Genomic DNA, 17,905 nt, shown 5'->3' with positions numbered 1-17,905 from the left:
CCGAGTCACCGGCTAGCCTCGACGTCGTGGCTACCGCTTTGGTGATCGAGAACGACCCGACCGACGACGTCCGCCGGCTCGGCGAGTGGCTGACCGAGGCGGGTCTCGACCTGTGGGTGGTACGCGCGCACGCCGGCGACCAGCTCCCCGCCGACCTGGAGGGATACTCCGCGCTGGTGGTGTTGGGCGGCGAGCAGCAGGCGTATCCGCTGCCCGATGGCGCACCCGGCGCGCCCTGGTTCCCCGCCGTCGAGGGGCTGCTCCGCAAGGCCGTCCGGCACCGGGTGCCCACCCTCGGTATCTGCCTGGGCGCGCAGCTGCTGGCCACCGCCCACGCCGGCGAGGTCGCGCGCAGCGCGTCCGGGCCGGAGGTCGGGCCCGGCGTGGTCGGCAAGCGGGACGCCGCCGACGCCGACCCGCTGTTCCGCTACGTCCCGCTGATCCCCGACGTGCTCCAGTGGCACTCCGACGAGATCACCGAGCTGCCCCGGGGCGCCACCCTGCTGGCCGCCTCCACCCGCTACCCGCACCAGGCGTTCCGCCTCGGTGACCGGGCCTGGGGGTTGCAGTTCCACATCGAGTGCGACACCGCGATGATCGCCGACTGGGCCGCCGACTCGACGCTGCTGGCCGAGCTGGGCTACGACACGGACCTGGTGGTGGCGGCCTGCCACGCGGTGATGGTCGACGTCGAGGAGGTCTGGCAGCCGTTCGCCGCCCGGTTCGCCGCGCTGGCCCTCGGCGAGCTGGGCGACGACCCGTCCCGCCGCAGCCTGCCGCTGCTCGGGCAGTGATGAGCCGGCCGACCAGCGCCGCGGGACGGCTCGCCCGCTACGGGTTCGGCATCGTCGGCGGCGACGGCGCCACCCGCGCCGCCGACCTGCTCGGCCCCGACGGGCTGGGCCTGTGGCGGCCGGACGTGCAGGAGCCGACCGACGACCGTGCGGCGGAGTTGCTCGCCGCGCTCTCCCGGGCCGCCGACCCGGACCTGGCGCTGCGCCAGCTGCACCGCATCGTCGAGGCCGAGCGCCGGGCCGCCGGTCCGGCAGCCGCCGGTTCGGCGCTGCTGGAGGCGCTCGCGCGCGACCCGGGGCTGCGCCACCGGCTGATCGCCGTCCTCGGTGCCTCCTCGGCGCTGGGCGACCACCTGGTCGCCAACCCCGACCAGTGGGCGGCCCTGCGCACCGCCCCGGACGGGCTCGCGCCGACCGCCGAGGGCCGGCTCGACCTGTCCGGCGCCGGGCAGCCGGTCGCGGTGCTGCGCAGGGCGTACCGGCTGGCGCTGCTGCGGATCGCGGCGGCCGACCTGACCGACGGCCGGGGCCTGGAGCAGACCATGGCCGCGCTCTCCGCGCTGGCCGACGCGACCCTCGCGGCGGCGTACGAGATCGCCGTCGGCGAGCTGCCGGAGGGCACCCCCCGGCCCCGGCTCGCCGTCGTGGCGATGGGCAAGTGCGGCGGCGACGAGCTGAACTACGTCTCCGACGTCGACGTGATCTTCGTGGCCGCGCAGGACGACGACCTTGCCGCGGCCACCACGGTCGCCACCCGGCTGATCCACGTCTGCGGGCTGGTCGCCTGGCCGGTCGACGCCGCCCTGCGGCCGGAGGGCAACCGTGGCCCGCTCGTGCGGACCCTGGCCAGCCACCTCGCCTACTACCGGCGCTGGGCGCGGACGTGGGAGTTCCAGGCGCTGCTCAAGGCCCGGCCGGCGGCCGGCGACCTGACGCTGGGCCGGGAGTGGATCGACCAGCTCGCCCCGCTGGTGTGGCGCGCCGCCGAGCGCCCCGAGGCGGTCGAGGACGTCCGCGCCATGCGGCGGAAGATCATCGACAACATCCCGCCGAAGGAACTGGAGCGCGAGATCAAGCGCGGCCCCGGCGGGCTGCGCGACATCGAGTTCGCCGTCCAGTTGCTGCAACTGGTGCACGGCCGGGGCGACGAGTCGCTGCGGGTGCCCGGCACCGTCCCGGCGCTGCGCGCGCTCGTCGCCGGCGGCTACGTCGGCCGGGCCGACGGGGAGGCGCTGCTGGGCGGCTACCGCTTCCTGCGCGGCGTCGAGCACCGCCTTCAGCTCCAGGGGCTGCGCCGCACCCACACCGTGCCGACGGAGCCGGCCGCGCTGCGCTGGCTGGCCGCCGCGCTGGGCTACGCGGCCACGCCGGGCCGCAGCGCCGTCGAGGAGTTCCGCGCCGAGTGGGTCACCCACGCCACCGAGGTACGCCGGCTGCACGCCAAGCTGCTCTACCGGCCGCTGCTGGAGTCGGTGGCCCGGGTGCCGGCCGACGGGCTGCGGCTGACCCCGGAGGCTGCCCGGCACCGGCTGGAGATCCTCGGCTTCGCCGACCCGGCCGGGGCGCTGCGGCACCTCCAGGCGCTCACCGGCGGGGTGAGCCGCACGGCGGCCATCCAGCGCACCCTGCTGCCGGTGCTGCTCAGCGAGTTCGCTGACGCCCCCGAGCCGGACCGCGGCCTGCTCAACTACCGGCAGGTCTCCGACAAGCTCGGCAGCACGCCCTGGTACCTGCGCCTGCTGCGCGACTCCGGGCCGGTGGCCCGCCGGCTGGCCCGGGTGCTCTCCTCCTCCCGCTACGCCGCCGACCTGCTGGCCCGTGAGCCGGAGGCGCTGCGGATGCTGGCCGAGGAGAGCGAGCTGACCCCCCGGCCGAGGGGGGTGCTCTGCGAGGGCTTCGCCGCCGCGGCGACCCGGCACGCCGACCCCGTCGAGGCCACCCGGGCCATCCGCGCGCTGCGCCGCCGGGAGCTGGTCCGCGTCGCCTGCGCCGACCTGTTGAGCCGGGCCGGCTCGTTGGCCCCGTCGCCGCCCCGGCCCGACGGCGGGCGGGCCGCGCTCGGCCTCGCCGACGTCACCGCCGTGGGTACCGCGCTCGCCGACGTCACCGACGCCACCCTGGCCGCGGCGCTGCGGGCCGCCCGGGCGGCCCAGCCGCCCATGCCGGGGCTGCGTTTCGCCGTGATCGGCATGGGCCGCCTGGGCGGGTACGAGTCGAACTACCTCTCCGACGCCGACGTGCTCTTCGTCTACGATCCCCCGGCCGGCGGGAACGCGGCCGGCGCGGCGAGCGCCGCCGCCCACGCGATCGCCGAGGAACTGCGCCGGCTGCTCGGCATGCCCGCGCCCGACCCGCCGCTGGGCGTGGACGCCGACCTGCGCCCGGAGGGCCGGCAGGGCCCGCTGGTGCGCAGCCTCGCCGCGTACGCGCAGTACTACGCCCGCTGGTCGAAGGTGTGGGAGGCGCAGGCGCTGCTGCGCGCCCGGTTCGTCTGCGGCGACGCCGACCTCGGCGCGGAGTTCGAGGCGATGGTCGACCCGGTCCGCTACCCGGCCGACGGGCTGACCCGCGAGCAGGTGGTGGAGATCCGGCGGATCAAGGCGCGGGTGGAGCACGAGCGGCTGCCCCGGGGCGCCGACCCGGCCACCCACACCAAGCTCGGGCGGGGCGGCCTCGCCGACGTCGAGTGGGCGGTGCAGCTGCTCCAGCTCCGGCACGCCGGGACGGTCCCGGAGCTGCGCGGCACGCGTACGCTCGACGCCCTCGCGGCGGCCCGGGACGCGGGCCTGGTCGACCCGACGGACGCCACCGAGATGGCGGCCGGCTGGACCCTGGCCGCGCAGGTCCGCAACGCGCTGATGCTGGTGCGCGGCCGGGCCGGTGACCAGCTGCCCCGGCACGGCGTCGAGCTGGCCGGGGTGGTCCGGCTACTCGGCCGGGACGATCCCGGCGAGTTCCTCGACGAGTACCTGCGCACCGGCCGCCGTTCCCGCGCGGCGATGGAACGGGTCCTCGACGCCTGAGCCGGCCGGGCCCGGCAGGCTGATCGAGTCCGTGCCGGCCGGCAGCGGCCCGGCCGGGGTGCTCCGGCCGCCGCCGAAGCTACCGCGTGCGGCGGACCAGCACCACGTTGTCGACCAGGGTCCCGGTCTCGCCGTCCGGGCCGGTGGCCTGGCGGCGGGACGCGTCGAGCCGCTCGGTGTGCCACCGGTCGGGGTCGAGGTCGAGCGACGCGAAGGTCTCCTGCGGGGTGGGGAAGCGCACGTCCGGGTGGTTGGCGCGCCCCCACGGCGGGACCTCGCCGTGCTCGACGACGAGCAGCCGGCCGCCGGGGGCCACGGCCCGGGCCGCCGACTGGAGCAGCCGTGCCCGGGGAAACTCCAGCGGCGACTGGAGGAACTGGGCGGAGACCAGGTCGAACGAGCCCGGCGGAAAGGTCCGGGTGAGGTCGTGCCGGCGGAACTCGATGCGGGAGGCGACCCCGGCGGCGGACGCCTCCTCGGAAGCCCGGGCGAGGGCGGTCTCGGCGACGTCGACCGCGGTCACCCGCCAGCCCTGCCCGGCCAGCCAGATCGCGTCGCCGCCCTCACCGCAGCCGAGGTCCAGCACGGCGCCGGCCGGCAGCGCCCCGGCGACCTCGACCAGGACCGGGTTCGCCCGGCCGCTCCAGACCCGGTCGCGCCGCTGGTAGAGCTCCTCCCAGAACCGCGCGGTCTCGTCGTCCACGTCCGGGTGCGGCCGCGGGGCGACCACCGGCGCCGCCGGAGCGTCGTGGTGGTGATGATGGTGGTGGCCCTGCCGGGGGTCTCCGGCCGTCGCGTCGTGGTGCACGTCTCGTCCTCCTGTGCGCTGCCCTCGGTGACCTGTCGCGTCGATCGTGCGCGGCGCCGGCGGAAGGAGCAAGGAACGTTGCCGAGATGGCAAAAGGACGGGAGACGCCCTGGTCAGCTGCCGAGGCGGTACGTTCCGGCGCGTGGCACGGTCACCGCGGTCCAGTCGCCGTCGGCGGCGACGGTGGCGCCGCCGGAGGCGGTCAGCCACCTGCTGTGCCGCACCCGGACCGGCACCGTGCCGGCGGCCGGCGCCTGGAAGGTCACCGAGGCGCCGTCCCGCGCGACGAGGTCGGCCGGCGCGCCGACGATCGGGGTCGGCTCGGCGACCGCCCAGACCCGCCAGTGCGGGCCGGACCAGACGGGCGTGAGATACGGCAGGCCGCCCGTGACCAGCTCGGCCTCGGCCCGCCCCACCCACGACAGCGGGGCGTCCGGCACCGCGACGAACTGCACCGCGTTCTCGGCCAGCCAGTCCCGGTAGCTCGCGGCGGTCAGCGGCACCCCGGTGCCGGCCGCGCCCGGGACGGTGGTGAAGAAGAGGGGGTTCCGGTCGATGTCGGCCTGCCGCAGCCAGCCCCGGGCCAGCGGCACCTCGCCCAGCCTCGCCGCCTCCCAGTAGTTGCGGGTCGGCGGCACCTCGACCCGGCCGGTGAGCCGCTGCCCGTCGAGGAACTCCCGCAGCGGCGCGAAGTACGCGGCCCGGCCGGTCGGGTCGTCGACGCTGCGCAGGTCGGCGGGGGGCACCGGCGGCTGCCACCAGCACACCGCCAGCAGCAGCGCGGCCAGCGCGACGCGGCCCCGGACCGTGCCCCGCCCCTGCGACGGCGAGCGGGCCGAGGAGTCCCCGGGTGACGGCCGGGCCGAGCCCGCCGCGCCCCGGCCGCGTCGGGCCCACCACCGGGTCAGCCGGGCCGGGGGGCGGGCGGCGGCGGCCAGCAGTGGAAGGGCGAACATGACGGCCAGCCGGGTGGCGTTCAGCCCGACCGGGGTGTGCGCCAGCGCCGCCGCCAGCACCCCGGCCGCCGAGAGCAGCGCACCCACGCGCACCGGCCGGTACGCCACCAGCGCGGCGACCAGCAGGCTGGTCAGCACGGCGCGCAGCGTGTCGGTGCGGCTGATGTTCATCCAGCCGCCGTCGCCGAAAAGCAGCGCGGTCGCCCCGAGCGGCAGCGCGGCGGCGACGCCGAGCGCCAGGCCGTCGGCGTACCGGCGGGTGAGCAGCAGCGCCGCGCCGGCCAGGCCGACGAAGAGGCCCGCCACCGGGCTCGTCGCCGAGGCCAGCAGCGCCCCGGCGACCGCCAGCCCGAGCCGCGCGAGCTGCCGTCGCCGCGCCCGCCCGTCCGGGCCGGGGGGAAGGGTGAGGGCGAGCAGCGCGCCGAGGCCGAAGGCCACCCCGAGGCCGTACGTCACCCGGCCCGATACCAGGTTGCCGGCGATCGTGACGACCCCGACCAGGCTGCCGAGCAGTGGCCGCGGCACCCCGGTGCGCACCAGCAGCGCCGCGAACGCGGTCGCCGCCGCCACCAGCGCCAGCGCGCCGGTGACCCGTACCCCGAGCAGCGCCATCACCGGCTGGGAGACCAGGCTGTAGCCGAACTGCTGGACCCCGCCGTACCAGCGCAGGTCGACCGGGGCGAGGCCGTGGGCGGCGAAGAAGTCGGCCCGGGCGACCTGCGCGGCGAGGTCGGAACCGGTCGGCGGGAGGGCGAGACACGTCACCCCGAGGAGCACGGCGGACGCGGTGGCCACCGCCACCACCCGACTGCGCCGCATGCCCACCTCCGTACCGCGACCACCGTACTGGCAGCATGTCCGGCGTGCCTCACCACCTCGCGCGCTGGATCGGCCTGGCCGGCTCGACGCTGCTCGCCGTGGCCGCGTTCCTCGGCGGAGCGCTGCCCGACGGCGACCTGCGCCCCACCCCGGTCAGCATCTGGCAGGGCCCGCACGGCCCGCTGATCATCGCCGCCTGGGCGGTCGGCACCGGGCTGATGGCGTACGCCTGGTGGGCGCTGCGCGGCCGGGTGCCGTCGACCCGGTGGGCCCTGGTCACCGTTGGGCTCTGGCTGCTGCCGCTGCTGGTCGCGCCGCCGCTGGGCAGCCGGGACGTCTACGCGTACGCCTGCCAGGGCGCCAGCTACTCCGCCGGCATCAACCCGTACGAGCAGGGCGTCTCGGCGCTGCCGTGCCCGTGGCTGGACACCATCTCCTACATCTGGCGGGACACGTCGGCGCCGTACGGGCCGCTGTTCGTGCTGCTCGCCGGGGCGGTGGTGGAGGCGACCGGGTCGCTGTACGGCAGCATCGTGCTGTTCCGGCTGCTCGCGGTGGCCGGGGTGGGGCTGACCGCGGCCTGCCTGCCGGTGTTGGCCCGGCGCTGCGGTGTGCCGGCCGGCCGGGCGGTCTGGCTGGCGCTGGGCTCGCCGCTGATCGGGGTGCACCTGGTCTCGGGGGCGCACAACGACGCCCTGATGGTGGGGCTGCTCGTGGCCGGGCTGGCGGTGGTGGCGGCCCGGCCGGGCCGCCCCGGTCCGCTGCTCGCCGGGGGAGCGCTGCTCGGCCTCGCCGCCGCCGTCAAGATCACCGCGCTGGTGGTGGTGCCGTTCGCGGCGCTCGCCGCGATCGTCGGGGCGTACTCGATCAGGGCGCTGCTCCGCGACGGCGGGTGGGTCGTCGGCGGGGCGCTCGCGGCGGTCGTCGGCGCGACCCTCGCCACCGGCCTCGGCTTCGGCTGGGTCACCGGGCTGGAGCAGGGCGGCCTGGTGATCGCCTGGACCTCGCCGTCGACGGCGGTGGGGCAGACCGTCGCCTACCTCGCCGCGCCGTTCGGCTGGCACGGCGACCCGCTGCCGGTCACCCGGGGGATCGGGATGGCGGTGCTCGCGCTGGTGCTGATCTGGCTGTGGTGGCGGGCCCGCACCCGGGAGCCGCTGTGGCACGCCGGCCTGGCGCTGGCCGCCACCGTCGCGCTCGCCCCGCTGTTCCACCCCTGGTACTGGGTCTGGCCGCTGGCCGTGCTCGCGGCCACGTCGCGGCGCACCGGCTGGTTCGCGGTCGTCGCGATCGTCTCGGCGTTCCTGGTCCTACCGGACGGCACCGGGCTGGCGCGGTACAGCAAGACGGTCGGCGCCCCGCTGATGACGCTGTTGGTGATCGTGGTGGCCGTCCGCTTGGTACGGTCGGCTCGGGCGGCCCGCCGGCCGGCCGCCGTGGACTGAGGAGAGGACGCCGGTGACCACTCCCGGCTCCCCGCCGCCGACCCCGCCCGTCACCTCGCGGCCCACCTCGCCCGACACCCCGCCGACGCCCGGCGCCGCCCGCCTGGCCCGGTACGCCGGCCTGGCCGGGGCGGTGCTGCTGGCCGTCGCCGGCTGGCTGGGCGGGGCGCTGCCGTCGATCCCGCTGGACGCCACCCCGGCGGACCGCTGGCGGTCGGACACCGGGCCGCCGGTGCTGGGCGCCTGGCTGGTCGGCACGGCCCTGCTGGTCGGCGCCTGGTGGGCGCTGCGCCGGGGCGCGCCGTCGACGCGGTGGGCGTACCTGACCGCCGGACTGTGGGCGCTGCCGCTGCTGGTCACCCCGCCGCTGGGCAGCCGGGACGTCTACTCCTACGCCTGCCAGGGCTGGGCGTACGCGCACGGCGTCGACCCGTACGCGACCGGGGTGGCCGAGGCCGGCTGCCCCTGGGTGGAGTCGGTCGCGCCGCTCTGGCGGGACACGCCCGCGCCGTACGGGCCGTTCTTCGTGCTGCTCGCCGCGCTCGCCGTGACCCTCGGCGGCGGCCTGGTGGGTACGGTCGTGGCGCTCCGGCTGGTCTCCGTCGCCGGGCTGCTGCTGGCCGCCCTCTGCCTGCCGGGGCTGGCCCGGGCGGCCGGCGTGCCCACCCGCCGGGCGGCCTGGCTGGTGCTGGCCTGCCCGCTGGTCGGGGTGCACCTGGTGGCTGGCGCGCACAACGACGCGGTGATGCTCGGCCTGCTGCTGCTGGGCCTGCTGGTGCTGGTCCGCCGGCCCGGCAAGCCGAAGCCGCTGCTGGTGGCCGGGGCGCTACTCGGGCTGGCGGTGACGGTGAAGGCCACCGCCGTGGTGGTGCTCCCCTTCGCGGCGCTGGCCGCGGTGCTGGGCCGCTACACCGTCCGGGCGCTGCTGCGCGACGCCGGGTGGCTGGCCGGCGGGGCGCTCGGCGCGGTGGCGGTCGCCTCGCTGCTGTCCGGGCTCGGGCTCGGCTGGGTGGGCGGGCTGAGCCGCAGCGGCGACTCCGAGCAGTGGACGTCCCCGCCGACGGCGGTGGGCTTCGTCGTCGACTACACGGGCGGGCTCGTCGGCCGGGACCCGGCCGCGGTGCCGGTTACCCGCGCGGCGGCGCTGCTGCTGCTCGCCGTGCTCGTGGCGGCGCTGTGGTGGCGGGCCTGGTCGGAGCTGCGCGGGCTGAACGACGTCCGGCAGCGGGTGGCCCGCCTGGACGCCGCCCGCCCCCGGGTGGCCCTGCTCGGCGCGGGGCTGGCGCTGGCCGCCACGGTCCTCCTCGCCCCGGTCTTCCACCCCTGGTACGCCACCTGGCCGCTGGCCCTGCTCGCGGTCGCCGCGACCCGGACCACCTGGTTCGTGCTGCCCTGCGCGGCGGCGGCCTTCCTCACCCTGCCCGACGGCGCCAGCCTGGCCCGGTTCAGCAAGGCCCCGGGCGCGCTGGCGATGACCGCGTTGGTCGCCGGGCTGGCGGTGTGGGGCCTGCTCCGGCTGCGCCGGTCCCGTGCCGCGCACCATGGCTGACGGGTCATGATCGTGGGATGAGCACGGCCGAGGAACCGTTGCCGGGCAACGCCACCACCGGCGTGGTGTGCGTCGGCGACACCGTGTGCCGTCCGGCCGGCCCCTGAAGCGATCCGCCGCCGCTCGCCGTCGCGGATCGGCCGCGTCGAGTGGAACGCCATGGCTGTCAAAACCCTCCTGTGACAGCCATGGCGTTCCACCGGCCGCGCGGGTGCCGCTGCGACTGGTCCTACGGGACCCGCTCGGCGCTGCGCCCGCACGTCGGGCAGCGGGTGTCAATTCCGACCGGCCTGGGTGCGCGCACACGCTTGCGCAGGGCGATCGTCAGCGGCAGCAGCGCGGGGCCGGCCAGGCCGATCACGACGGCCGTCGCGGCGAGCGCGGACCAGCCCGGTTGGGGCGCGCCGTGCAGCAGGCCGTCCACCACGCCGGCCAGGGTGTGCAGCGAGAGCAGGCCGACCGGGGTCAGCAGCACCAGCAGCGCCCAACCGCCTCGGTGGTCGGCCCGCAGGGCCAGACCCGTGCCGAGCAGCAGCACCGTGGCGAGCAGCGCCACGGCGGCGCCGGGCAGGATCTGGCTGGCCGTCCAGCCGTAGTAGCTGACGAAGAAGTCGTTGCGGGGCAGCAGGTTGACCTGCGCGACACCGGAGGCGACGACGGCGAGCAGGGGCATCGCCTGAACCGCCACCGAAAGCCGCTCGGGTAGGCCGAGCGCCAGCAGCCCCAGCCCGACCTGCGGCAGCAGTACGTACAGCGGCGGGCGGGGCAGGCCGGCGAGGGCCGCGACCGGCACGACCGCCGCCGTGAGTAGCAGGGCGAGGGCCACGGCGCGGCGGGTCCAGCGGCCCGGTGCCACCGCGTGCACCGCCGCGGCGAGCAGCCAGGCGGCCCACACGCCGATCCCGAGCGAGACGAACGGCCCGGCGCTCGGCACGCCCCACTGCGCCGGTGGCGGGTGCAGTTCCAGCACCGACCAGGCCGCCGCCAGCGCGGTCGCGGTGAGGAAGGCGAGGACGGCGGCGAGGCGTACGCCCGGGATCAGGTCGGCGGCCCCGGCGGCCCGCAGCCGCTGGCGGAGGCCGCCGCGCAGCAGGTCCGCGGCGTCCGCCGGGGAGGGCCAGCGCCGCTCCGGCCCGGCCAGGTCGAGGTACGTGCCGACGATCTCGGCGCCGCGCGCCCGCCGGTAGTCGGCGGGATAGGCGAGCAGCAGGCGCAGGTAGCGGCGTTCCAGGTCCGTCATGCCAGCCCTCCCGCGACGCGCGGCGCCGTCGGCCGGGCCTTCGCCGCGCGGGTGCGCAGCCGGGCGGTGGCCGCCTCGACGTTGCGGCGCAGGCGCTCGGTCTCGGCGGTGAGGGTGGCGTCGCCGGTGGGGGAGAGGCGGTAGTAGCGGCGCAGCCGCCCGTCCACCACCTCCTCCCGGTCGACCTCGACCATGCCGGCGTCGACCAGCCGGTCGAGCGCGCCGTAGAGGGTGCCCGGCCGCAGCGCCACGCGCCCGTCGGAGAGGGCGGCGACCTCGCCGATCAGGCCGTAGCCGTGCATCGGCTCGCCGGCCAGCGCGGTGAGGATCAGGAAGGTGGGTTCGCGCAGCGGAGTGTCCACGCCCCGCAATATAACGGACGCGAAGGTATGCAGGCGGCCGTAACGCGACCGGTCGGAGAAACCGCTCCACCCGCGTCGCCCCCGCGCTGCCCTGGACGCCCGCGCTGCCCTGGACGCCCGCGCTGCCCTGGACGCCCGCGCGCCCCCAGCGGATCGGTCGCGCCGAGTGGAACGCCATGGGTGTCAAAGGGCTCCGGTGACACCCATGGTGTTCCACCGACCCGCGAGTAGCGGAGCCGGCCCGGTCGGAGTGGAACGGTGGAGTCGCTGGTGGCAAGGAAGAAGGCCCTGGGCGAACCCAGGGCCTTCTTCCTGATCTCAGGTCAGCAGTCGAAGTACATGGCGAACTCGTGCGGGGTCGGGCGCAGGCGCACCGGGTCAACCTCGTTGGTCCGCTTCCACTCGACCCAGGTGGAGATCAGGTCGGGCGTGAAGACGCCGCCGTCGAGCAGGTAGTCGTGGTCGGCCTCCAGCGCGTCGAGCACCTCGGGCAGCGAGCCCGGCACCTGCTTGACGTCGCCCCACTCCTCCGGCGGCAGGTCGTACAGGTCCTTGTCGATCGGCGCCGGCGGCTCGATCTTGCTCTTGATGCCGTCCAGGCCGGCCATCATCATCGCCGCGAAGGCCAGGTAGACGTTGGCCGACGGGTCCGGCACGCGGAACTCGACGCGCTTGGCCTTCCGGTTGCTGCCGGTCACCGGGATGCGGGTGCAGGCGGAGCGGTTGCGCTGCGAGTAGACCAGGTTGACCGGCGCCTCGAAGCCCGGCACCAGCCGGCGGTACGAGTTGACCGTCGGGTTGGTGAAGGCCAGCAGCGACGGGGCGTGGTGCAGCAGGCCACCGATGTACCAGCGGGCCATGTCCGACAGGCCGGCGTAGCCGGTCTCGTCGTAGAACAGCGGCTCGCCGTTCAGCCACAGGCTCTGGTGGGTGTGCATGCCGGAGCCGTTGTCGCCGAAGAGCGGCTTCGGCATGAAGGTGGCGGTCTTGCCGTTGACCCACGCCTCGTTCTTCACGATGTACTTGAAGAGCTGGAGCTGGTCGGCCGCGTGCAGCAGGGTCGAGAACCGGTAGTTGATCTCGGACTGGCCGGCGGTGCCCACCTCGTGGTGCGAGCGCTCCACGGTGAACCCGGTGTCGACCAGCCGGCGCACGATGCTGTCGCGCAGGTCGGCGTAGTGGTCCACCGGCGGCACCGGGAAGTAGCCGCCCTTGTACGGGGTCTTGTAGCCGCGGTTGCCGCCCGGCTCCTCGCGGCCGGTGTTCCAGGCGCCCTCGATCGAGTCGATGTAGTAGAACGACTGGTGCGCCGAGGTCTCGTGGCGGATGGAGTCGAAGATGTAGAACTCCGCCTCCGCGCCGAAGTAGGCGGTGTCGGCGATGCCGCTGGCCGCCAGGTACGCCTCGGCCTTCTTCGCCACGTTGCGCGGGTCCCGGCTGTAGGCCTCGCGGGTGAACGGGTCGTGGATGAAGAAGTTGAGCGCGAGGGTCTTCTGCGCCCGGAAGGGGTCGATGAAGGCGGTGGCGACGTCCGGGAGCAGGAGCATGTCCGACTCGTGGATCGCCTGGAAACCGCGGATCGACGAACCGTCGAAGGCCAGGCCCTCGGTGAAGAATTCGTCGTCGACGGACTCGACCGGCAGGTTGAAGTGCTGCATCACGCCGGGCAGGTCACAGAAACGTACGTCGACGAACTTCACGTCCTCGTTCTTGAGGTATCGCAGGAGTTCCTCGGGATTGGCGAACACACGTCCTCCTGGCACGTCCACGGGTGGCTGGGCTCTTGGCGACGCTATGGCCGGGTGGTTGCCCGGCCATGTCTTGAGTGTTTCTGCCGTGTTACGTCCCTCGCGGAGCGTCATCCGCGCTGCTCCGGCGGGGGCGAGCGGGTGACGGAACACCACCGGCTGTGCCAGTGTATTGACACTTGCTCGCTTTGGTCCCTTTTTGCGCTCGGGGTGCTCGCGGCCGTCCCCGAGCCGCCCGTACGTCCTGGATACCCTTGACCGTTGTGAGCAACCCGCCTGACCGCCCCGTGCCGCCCGCGTCCGATCTTGCCTTCACCCCGCCCAGCCTGGGCCGCCGGTTCGGCGCGCTGGTGATCGACTGGGTGCTCTGCCTCCTCGCCGCCCGGGGCTTCGCAGACCCGGTCCGCGACGGGTGGGCGCCCGTGCTGGTGCTGATCCTGGAGTACGGCTTCTTCCTCGGGCTGTTCGCCCAGACGCCGGGCATGTTCATCACGAAGATCCGCTGCGTCGCCTGGGCCGACGGCGGGCGCATCGGCCTCGTCCGGGCGCTGCTGCGCGGCGTGCTGCTCGCCCTCGTCGTGCCGGCCCTGCTGATGGACAACCACCGCCGCGGCCTGCACGACCGCCTCGCGGGCTCGGTCGTCACCAACGCCCCCCGCCCCTGACCCCCGTCCCCTCCCCTCCCCGCCCGTCCCTCCTCCCTCCCGCGATCTTGCACTTCCTGCCCGGACGAACGGGGCATAAGCGGCAGAAGTAGGGCCGAAACTGCAAGATCGCCGAGGAGCGGGAGGGGCGGGGGTGGGGAGGGAGAGGGGGAGGGGGAGGGGGAGGGGGAGAGACGCGAGAGCCGGGCCCGACAGGGCCCGGCTCTCGTTGCGTACGTCCCGCTGGGTCAGCGACCGCGCGACTGGCGGAACGCGCCGCGCGGGGGCCGCATGTTCTTCGGGATCGCGCCCTTGGGCATCTGCGGGCGGGCGGTGAGCGCCTTGAGCCGCTTGTCGAGGGAGTTGACGTCCTTGCCGCTGAGCGTGCGCGGCAGCCGCATCAGGGTCATCCGCAACTTGCGGACCGGCAGCTGGCCCTCCTCCTGCCCGATCACGTAGTCGTGCAGCGGTGCGTTGCCGATGACCTTGGCAAGCCGTCGCTTCTCCTGGCCGAGCAGGCCGCGCACCCGCTGCGGGTTGCCCTCCGCCAGCAGGATCACGCCGGGCCGGCCGATGACCAGGTGGACCATGTCCATCTGGGTGGTGGAGCTGACGGCCGGGGTGACCCGCCAGTCGCCGCGCATGCTCTCCATGATCTGGGCCGCCGCGCCCGGCTGCCCCTCGGCCGCGTTCATCATCGCCCGGTTGGACCGCAGGTTGAGCACGATCAGCAGGCAGAGCAGGGCGAGCAGGATGCCCAGCGGCAGCCAGATCCAGCCCCAGAGCAGGACCGCGACCACGGTGAGCGCGAGCGGGATCAGCACCGCGCCGGCGGCCAGCGGGGCGAACCACCTGTCCTGCTTGGCGGTGAACTTGAACACCATCCCGATCTGCTTCAGCCGTTGGCCGAACGAGACCTTCTCCTGGGGCTTTGCCATGCCGCTGAGTCTAGTGGTCGCCGTACGCCGCGATCACCCGCGGCCGGGCTGAGTACCTTACGCCGCCGTACCGCCCGCAGGGGTGGGGAGTAAGGCGGGGGAGCGGGCGAAGATCAGGCGGCTTACCCATGCCCCGTGGGCACCTTCGCGCGGAGAGTCAGAGTCGACAGCGACGACGACCTCAGGGAGCCCGAGATGTTCGGCACCGACGCGGACTTCATCCTCTCCATCCACCGTACGCACGCCGCCGAGCTGCGCGCCGATGCCGCGGCCGACCGGCTCGCCCGTGCCCTGCCACGCCGCTCCACGCGCGGCTGGCTCAGCCGGTGGCAGCACCCGGGCCGCGCCGGCGCCGTCCGCCGGTGAGCGCCCCCGCGCCCCCGGCGGCCGCCATCGTGCCGCCGGGGGCCGCCATCGTGCCGCCGGGGGCCGCCACCGACCCGTCGAGGGCCGTCACCGTCCCGGCGGGGGCCGTCACCGTCCCGGCGGGGGCCGGCGCCCCGCCGCGGCCCGCGCCGTGCAGCGGGCCCGCTCCGCCGTCCGGCGGGCAGCCTGCCCAGGCGACGGCCGGGCCGTCGGTCGCCGGCCGGCCGGTCAGCGGAATCGAGGGCGGCGAGGGGCGTGGCATGCTCGGTGCCGTGACCGCACGCGCCGCCAGCACCGTCCTCGTGGGCCGACAGCCGGAACTCGCGGCCCTGCGTGACGCCCTCGCCCGGGCCCGCGCCGGCGAGCCGACCACCGTGCTGGTCGGCGGCGAGGCCGGGGTGGGCAAGACCCGGCTGACGGAGGAGTTCGGCCGGTCGGCCACCGACGCCGGGGCCCGCCTGCTGGTCGGCCAGTGCCTCGAACTCGGCGAGGCCGGCCTGCCCTTCGCGCCGTTCGCGGCGGCGCTGCGCGCGGTGCTGCGCCGCGACGGCCCCGGCGTCTTCGACGGGTACGAGGCGGAGTTCGCCCGCCTCCTGCCGGAGCTGGCCCGGGGGCCGGTCGGTGTCGCCGCGCCCGCCCCGGCGCCGGTCTCGGACGCCCCGCGCGGCTACCTGTTCGACCTGGTCGCCGAGCTGTTCGAGCGGCTCGCCGCCGGGCAGCCCCTGGTGCTGGTGATCGAGGACCTGCACTGGGCCGACCGGTCCACCCGCGACCTCATCGCCTTCCTGGTGCGGGCCGCCCGCACCGCCCGGCTGCTGCTGGTCTGCACCTACCGCACCGACGAGCTGCACCGCGGGCACCCGCTGCGGCCCTTCCTCGCCGAGCTGGACCGGGCCCGCGGCGTCGAACGGATCGAGCTGGGCCGCCTCGACCGGGACGGCACCGGCGCGATCCTGGCCGACCTGCTCGGCACCGAGCCGCTCGCCCGGGCGGTCGACCACATCCACGACCGCACCCAGGGCAACCCGTTCTTCATCGAGGAACTGGCCGCGGCCGGCGGCCCGGTCGGCTGCGCCGCGCTGCCCGAGACGCTGCGCGACCTGCTGCTGGCCCGGGTGGACCGGCTGCCCGACCCGGCCCAGCGGGTGCTGCGCATCGCGGCCGCCGGCGGCACCCGCTTCGCCCACCAGCTCATCGCCGAGGTGGCCGGGCTGCCCGAGCCCGAGCTGGAGGACGCGCTGCGCGCCACCGTCGCCGCCCAGCTCGTCGTGGCCGACCCGGAGGGCGACTACGAGTTCCGGCACGCCCTGGTCCGCGAGGCGGTGCACGACGAGCTGCTGCCCGGTGAGCACGCCCGGCTGCACGCCCGCTTCGCGGCGGCCATCGAGGCGCAGCCGCACCTGGTCGTCGCCGGCCGCGCCCCGGCCGAGATCGCCCACCACTGGTACGCCGCCCACGACCACCCCCGCGCCCTGGTGACCGCCCGCACCGCCGCCCGCGCCGCCGCCGACCGGTACGCGTACGCGGAGCAGAGCCGGCTGTTGGAGCGGGTGCTGGAGCTGTGGGAGTTGGTGCCCGACGCGGCCGACCGGCTCGACATGGACCACCTCGCGGTGCTGGAGGAGACCATCGCGGCGGCCACCACCGCCGGCGACTACCAGCGCGCGCTCACCCTCACCCGGGCCGCCCTGGCCGAGGTGGACACCGACGCCGAGCCGCTGCGCGCCGCGCGGCTGCTGGACCGGCGCGGCCGGATGCTGGCCATGCTCGGCAAGAGCGACGGCACGACGGAGCTGCGGGAGGCGTACCGGCTGGCCTCGGGGGTGCCGGACGGGCCGGAGCGGGTCCGGCTCCTCGCCGACATCGCGGCGCACCTGATCAGGATCGACCCCGAGCAGGCCGGCGCGCTCGCGGCCGAGGCGACGGCGGCGGCCGAGGCGCTCGGCGAGGACCTGGAGCTGCTGCCGGCCCGGATCGTGCTGCTTTGCCGCACCGCGGCCTCGGTCGACCTCGGCCTGGCCGAGCTGCGCCGGGTGGCGGAACGGGCCCGCGCGGCCGGGAACGCGCCGGCGCTGGTGAGCGCCCTGGTCCACCTCTCCGACGTGCTCTTCGAGCTGGGCCGGTACGCCGAGTCGGCCGACGCGGCCGCCGCCGGGGTGACCGAGGCGCGGCGGGTCGGCATCAGCCGCTCCACCGGCGCCTACCTGCTGTCGAACCAGGCCGAGGCGCTGATCGCCCTGGGCCGCTGGGACGAGGCCGACGCCGCCTGCGCGGACGCCGCCCGGATCGACCTGCCGGGCGTGTCGGGGCTGCACTGGCTCCAGCTCCGCGCCGGCCTGCGGCTGGCCCGGGGCCACCCCGCCGCGGACGAACTGGTGGGCCGCGCCCTCGGCTTCCTGGCCCGGCCCTACCTGTGGCCGAACCACCGGCTGCCGCTGCGGGAGCTGCGGATCGAGGCGGCGCTGGCGGCCGACGACCCCGCCGAGGCCGTACGCGCGGCCCACGCGGCGCTGGCCGACGAGCGCCTGCCGCAGCTACCCCGCGAGGGCTGGCCGGTGCTCAGCGCCGTCGCCCGCACGGCCGCCCGGGCCGGCGACCCCGAGCTGGCCGCCGCGGTGTCCGCGCTCGCCGCCGGCCTGCCGGCCCGCTGCCCGGCCGAGCGGGCGCACGCCGCCCAGGTGGGCGCCCTCCTGACGGCTGGTGACCAGGCGCTTGCGGCGTGGCGGGCGGCGGTCGCGGCGTGGCGGGCGGACGGGCAGCCGTACCCGCTCGGACGCGCGCTGCTGGCGCTCGCCGAGGCGGCGGCCGCGGCGGGGGAGCGGGACGAGGTGGCGGCGGCGGTGGGCGAGGCCGCCGCGATCGCCGATCGGCTCGGCGCGGCGCCGCTCGCGGAGCAGGCCGCCACGCTGGCCCGCCGGGTCGGCCTGCGCGGGGCCACCCGGGGCCGCCCCGGCGCGGACCTGCTCACCCTGCGCGAGCGGGAGGTGCTGCGCCTGGTCGCGGAGGGGCACAGCAACAGCCGGATCGCCGAGCAGCTCTTCATCTCGCCGAAGACGGCCAGCGTGCACGTCTCCCGGATCATCGCCAAGCTCGACGTGAGCAACCGCGTGGAGGCCGCCGCGCTGGCCCACCGCCTCGGCCTGCTCGGCGAGCCCACCGCCCCCCGCTGACCCTCGATCGAGGGTCGCCCGGGGGCGGAGGCTCGCCGCGACG

Annotated in this window: 13 protein-coding genes; 7 read left to right on the top strand and 6 right to left on the bottom strand. The window is 76.2% G+C overall.

Annotated features, from left to right (window positions below):
- Positions 1-26 precede the first annotated feature (26 nt).
- Positions 27-794 (top strand): type 1 glutamine amidotransferase, encoded by a 768-nt coding sequence (locus ACGF5G_RS15160; RefSeq protein WP_393263025.1) that lies wholly within the window; start codon positions 27-29, stop codon positions 792-794.
- On the top strand, positions 794-3,817 hold the full coding sequence (locus ACGF5G_RS15155; RefSeq protein WP_393263022.1) for a bifunctional [glutamine synthetase] adenylyltransferase/[glutamine synthetase]-adenylyl-L-tyrosine phosphorylase: 3,024 nt from the start codon (positions 794-796) through the stop codon (positions 3,815-3,817). Before ACGF5G_RS15160 ends, ACGF5G_RS15155 begins: the two co-directional genes overlap by 1 nt.
- A gap of 79 nt (positions 3,818-3,896) precedes the next feature.
- Here ACGF5G_RS15155 and ACGF5G_RS15150 read toward each other — a convergent pair whose 3' ends face one another.
- Both ACGF5G_RS15150 and ACGF5G_RS15145 read right to left on the bottom strand, forming a co-directional pair.
- Positions 3,897-4,625 carry an SAM-dependent methyltransferase gene (locus tag ACGF5G_RS15150; protein ID WP_393263020.1) on the bottom strand — a complete coding sequence of 243 codons (729 nt, stop codon included), beginning with the start codon at positions 4,623-4,625 and terminating at the stop codon, positions 3,897-3,899.
- Between the two features lie 113 nt (positions 4,626-4,738).
- Positions 4,739-6,400, bottom strand: coding sequence for a hypothetical protein (locus ACGF5G_RS15145; protein ID WP_393263017.1), 1,662 nt, complete (start codon positions 6,398-6,400; stop codon positions 4,739-4,741).
- A 44-nt stretch (positions 6,401-6,444) separates the two neighbouring features.
- Between ACGF5G_RS15145 and mptB (ACGF5G_RS15140) the strand changes: the two genes are divergently transcribed.
- The gene (mptB, locus tag ACGF5G_RS15140; RefSeq protein WP_393263014.1) at positions 6,445-7,845 is read left to right on the top strand and encodes a polyprenol phosphomannose-dependent alpha 1,6 mannosyltransferase MptB; all 1,401 of its coding nucleotides are present in this window, start codon (positions 6,445-6,447) and stop codon (positions 7,843-7,845) included.
- A gap of 103 nt (positions 7,846-7,948) precedes the next feature.
- Positions 7,949-9,394, top strand: a complete 1,446-nt coding sequence (gene mptB / locus ACGF5G_RS15135) for a polyprenol phosphomannose-dependent alpha 1,6 mannosyltransferase MptB (RefSeq protein ID WP_393263317.1) — start codon at positions 7,949-7,951, stop codon at positions 9,392-9,394.
- Between the two features lie 229 nt (positions 9,395-9,623).
- Here mptB (ACGF5G_RS15135) and ACGF5G_RS15130 read toward each other — a convergent pair whose 3' ends face one another.
- The 3 genes from ACGF5G_RS15130 to glnA form a co-directional block, all read right to left on the bottom strand.
- Complete coding sequence (locus ACGF5G_RS15130) at positions 9,624-10,634, bottom strand: hypothetical protein (RefSeq protein ID WP_393263011.1); 1,011 nt, start codon at positions 10,632-10,634, stop codon at positions 9,624-9,626.
- A complete protein-coding gene (locus tag ACGF5G_RS15125) occupies positions 10,631-10,996 on the bottom strand; it encodes a PadR family transcriptional regulator (protein ID WP_393263008.1) in 366 nt (121 codons plus the stop codon). The genes ACGF5G_RS15130 and ACGF5G_RS15125 overlap by 4 nt, the downstream gene beginning before the upstream one ends.
- Positions 10,997-11,319: 323 nt before the next feature.
- Positions 11,320-12,744 (bottom strand): type I glutamate--ammonia ligase, encoded by a 1,425-nt coding sequence (gene glnA, locus ACGF5G_RS15120; RefSeq protein WP_393263005.1) that lies wholly within the window; start codon positions 12,742-12,744, stop codon positions 11,320-11,322.
- Positions 12,745-13,007: 263 nt separating this feature from the next.
- On the opposite strand from glnA, the gene ACGF5G_RS15115 reads away from it, so the two are divergent.
- Positions 13,008-13,409: an RDD family protein gene (locus ACGF5G_RS15115; protein ID WP_393263003.1), complete on the top strand. Its 402-nt coding sequence runs from the start codon at positions 13,008-13,010 to the stop codon at positions 13,407-13,409.
- A 227-nt stretch (positions 13,410-13,636) separates the two neighbouring features.
- Here the strand turns inward: ACGF5G_RS15115 and ACGF5G_RS15110 are convergent, their stop codons facing one another.
- Positions 13,637-14,326, bottom strand: coding sequence for a DUF4191 domain-containing protein (locus tag ACGF5G_RS15110; protein WP_350679779.1), 690 nt, complete (start codon positions 14,324-14,326; stop codon positions 13,637-13,639).
- A gap of 195 nt (positions 14,327-14,521) precedes the next feature.
- Here ACGF5G_RS15110 and ACGF5G_RS15105 point away from each other — a divergent pair, with 195 nt between their 5' ends.
- Both ACGF5G_RS15105 and ACGF5G_RS15100 read left to right on the top strand, forming a co-directional pair.
- Positions 14,522-14,692, top strand: a complete 171-nt coding sequence (locus ACGF5G_RS15105) for a hypothetical protein (RefSeq protein WP_393263001.1) — start codon at positions 14,522-14,524, stop codon at positions 14,690-14,692.
- A 272-nt stretch (positions 14,693-14,964) separates the two neighbouring features.
- A complete protein-coding gene (locus tag ACGF5G_RS15100) occupies positions 14,965-17,862 on the top strand; it encodes an AAA family ATPase (RefSeq protein WP_393262998.1) in 2,898 nt (965 codons plus the stop codon).
- Positions 17,863-17,905: the final 43 nt, after the last annotated feature.

The sequence above is a fragment of the Micromonospora sp. NPDC047730 genome, from assembly GCF_043204765.1.
Taxonomy (GTDB): Bacteria; Actinomycetota; Actinomycetes; order Mycobacteriales; family Micromonosporaceae; genus Micromonospora.
This window is presented reverse-complemented; position numbering and strand designations above follow the sequence as displayed.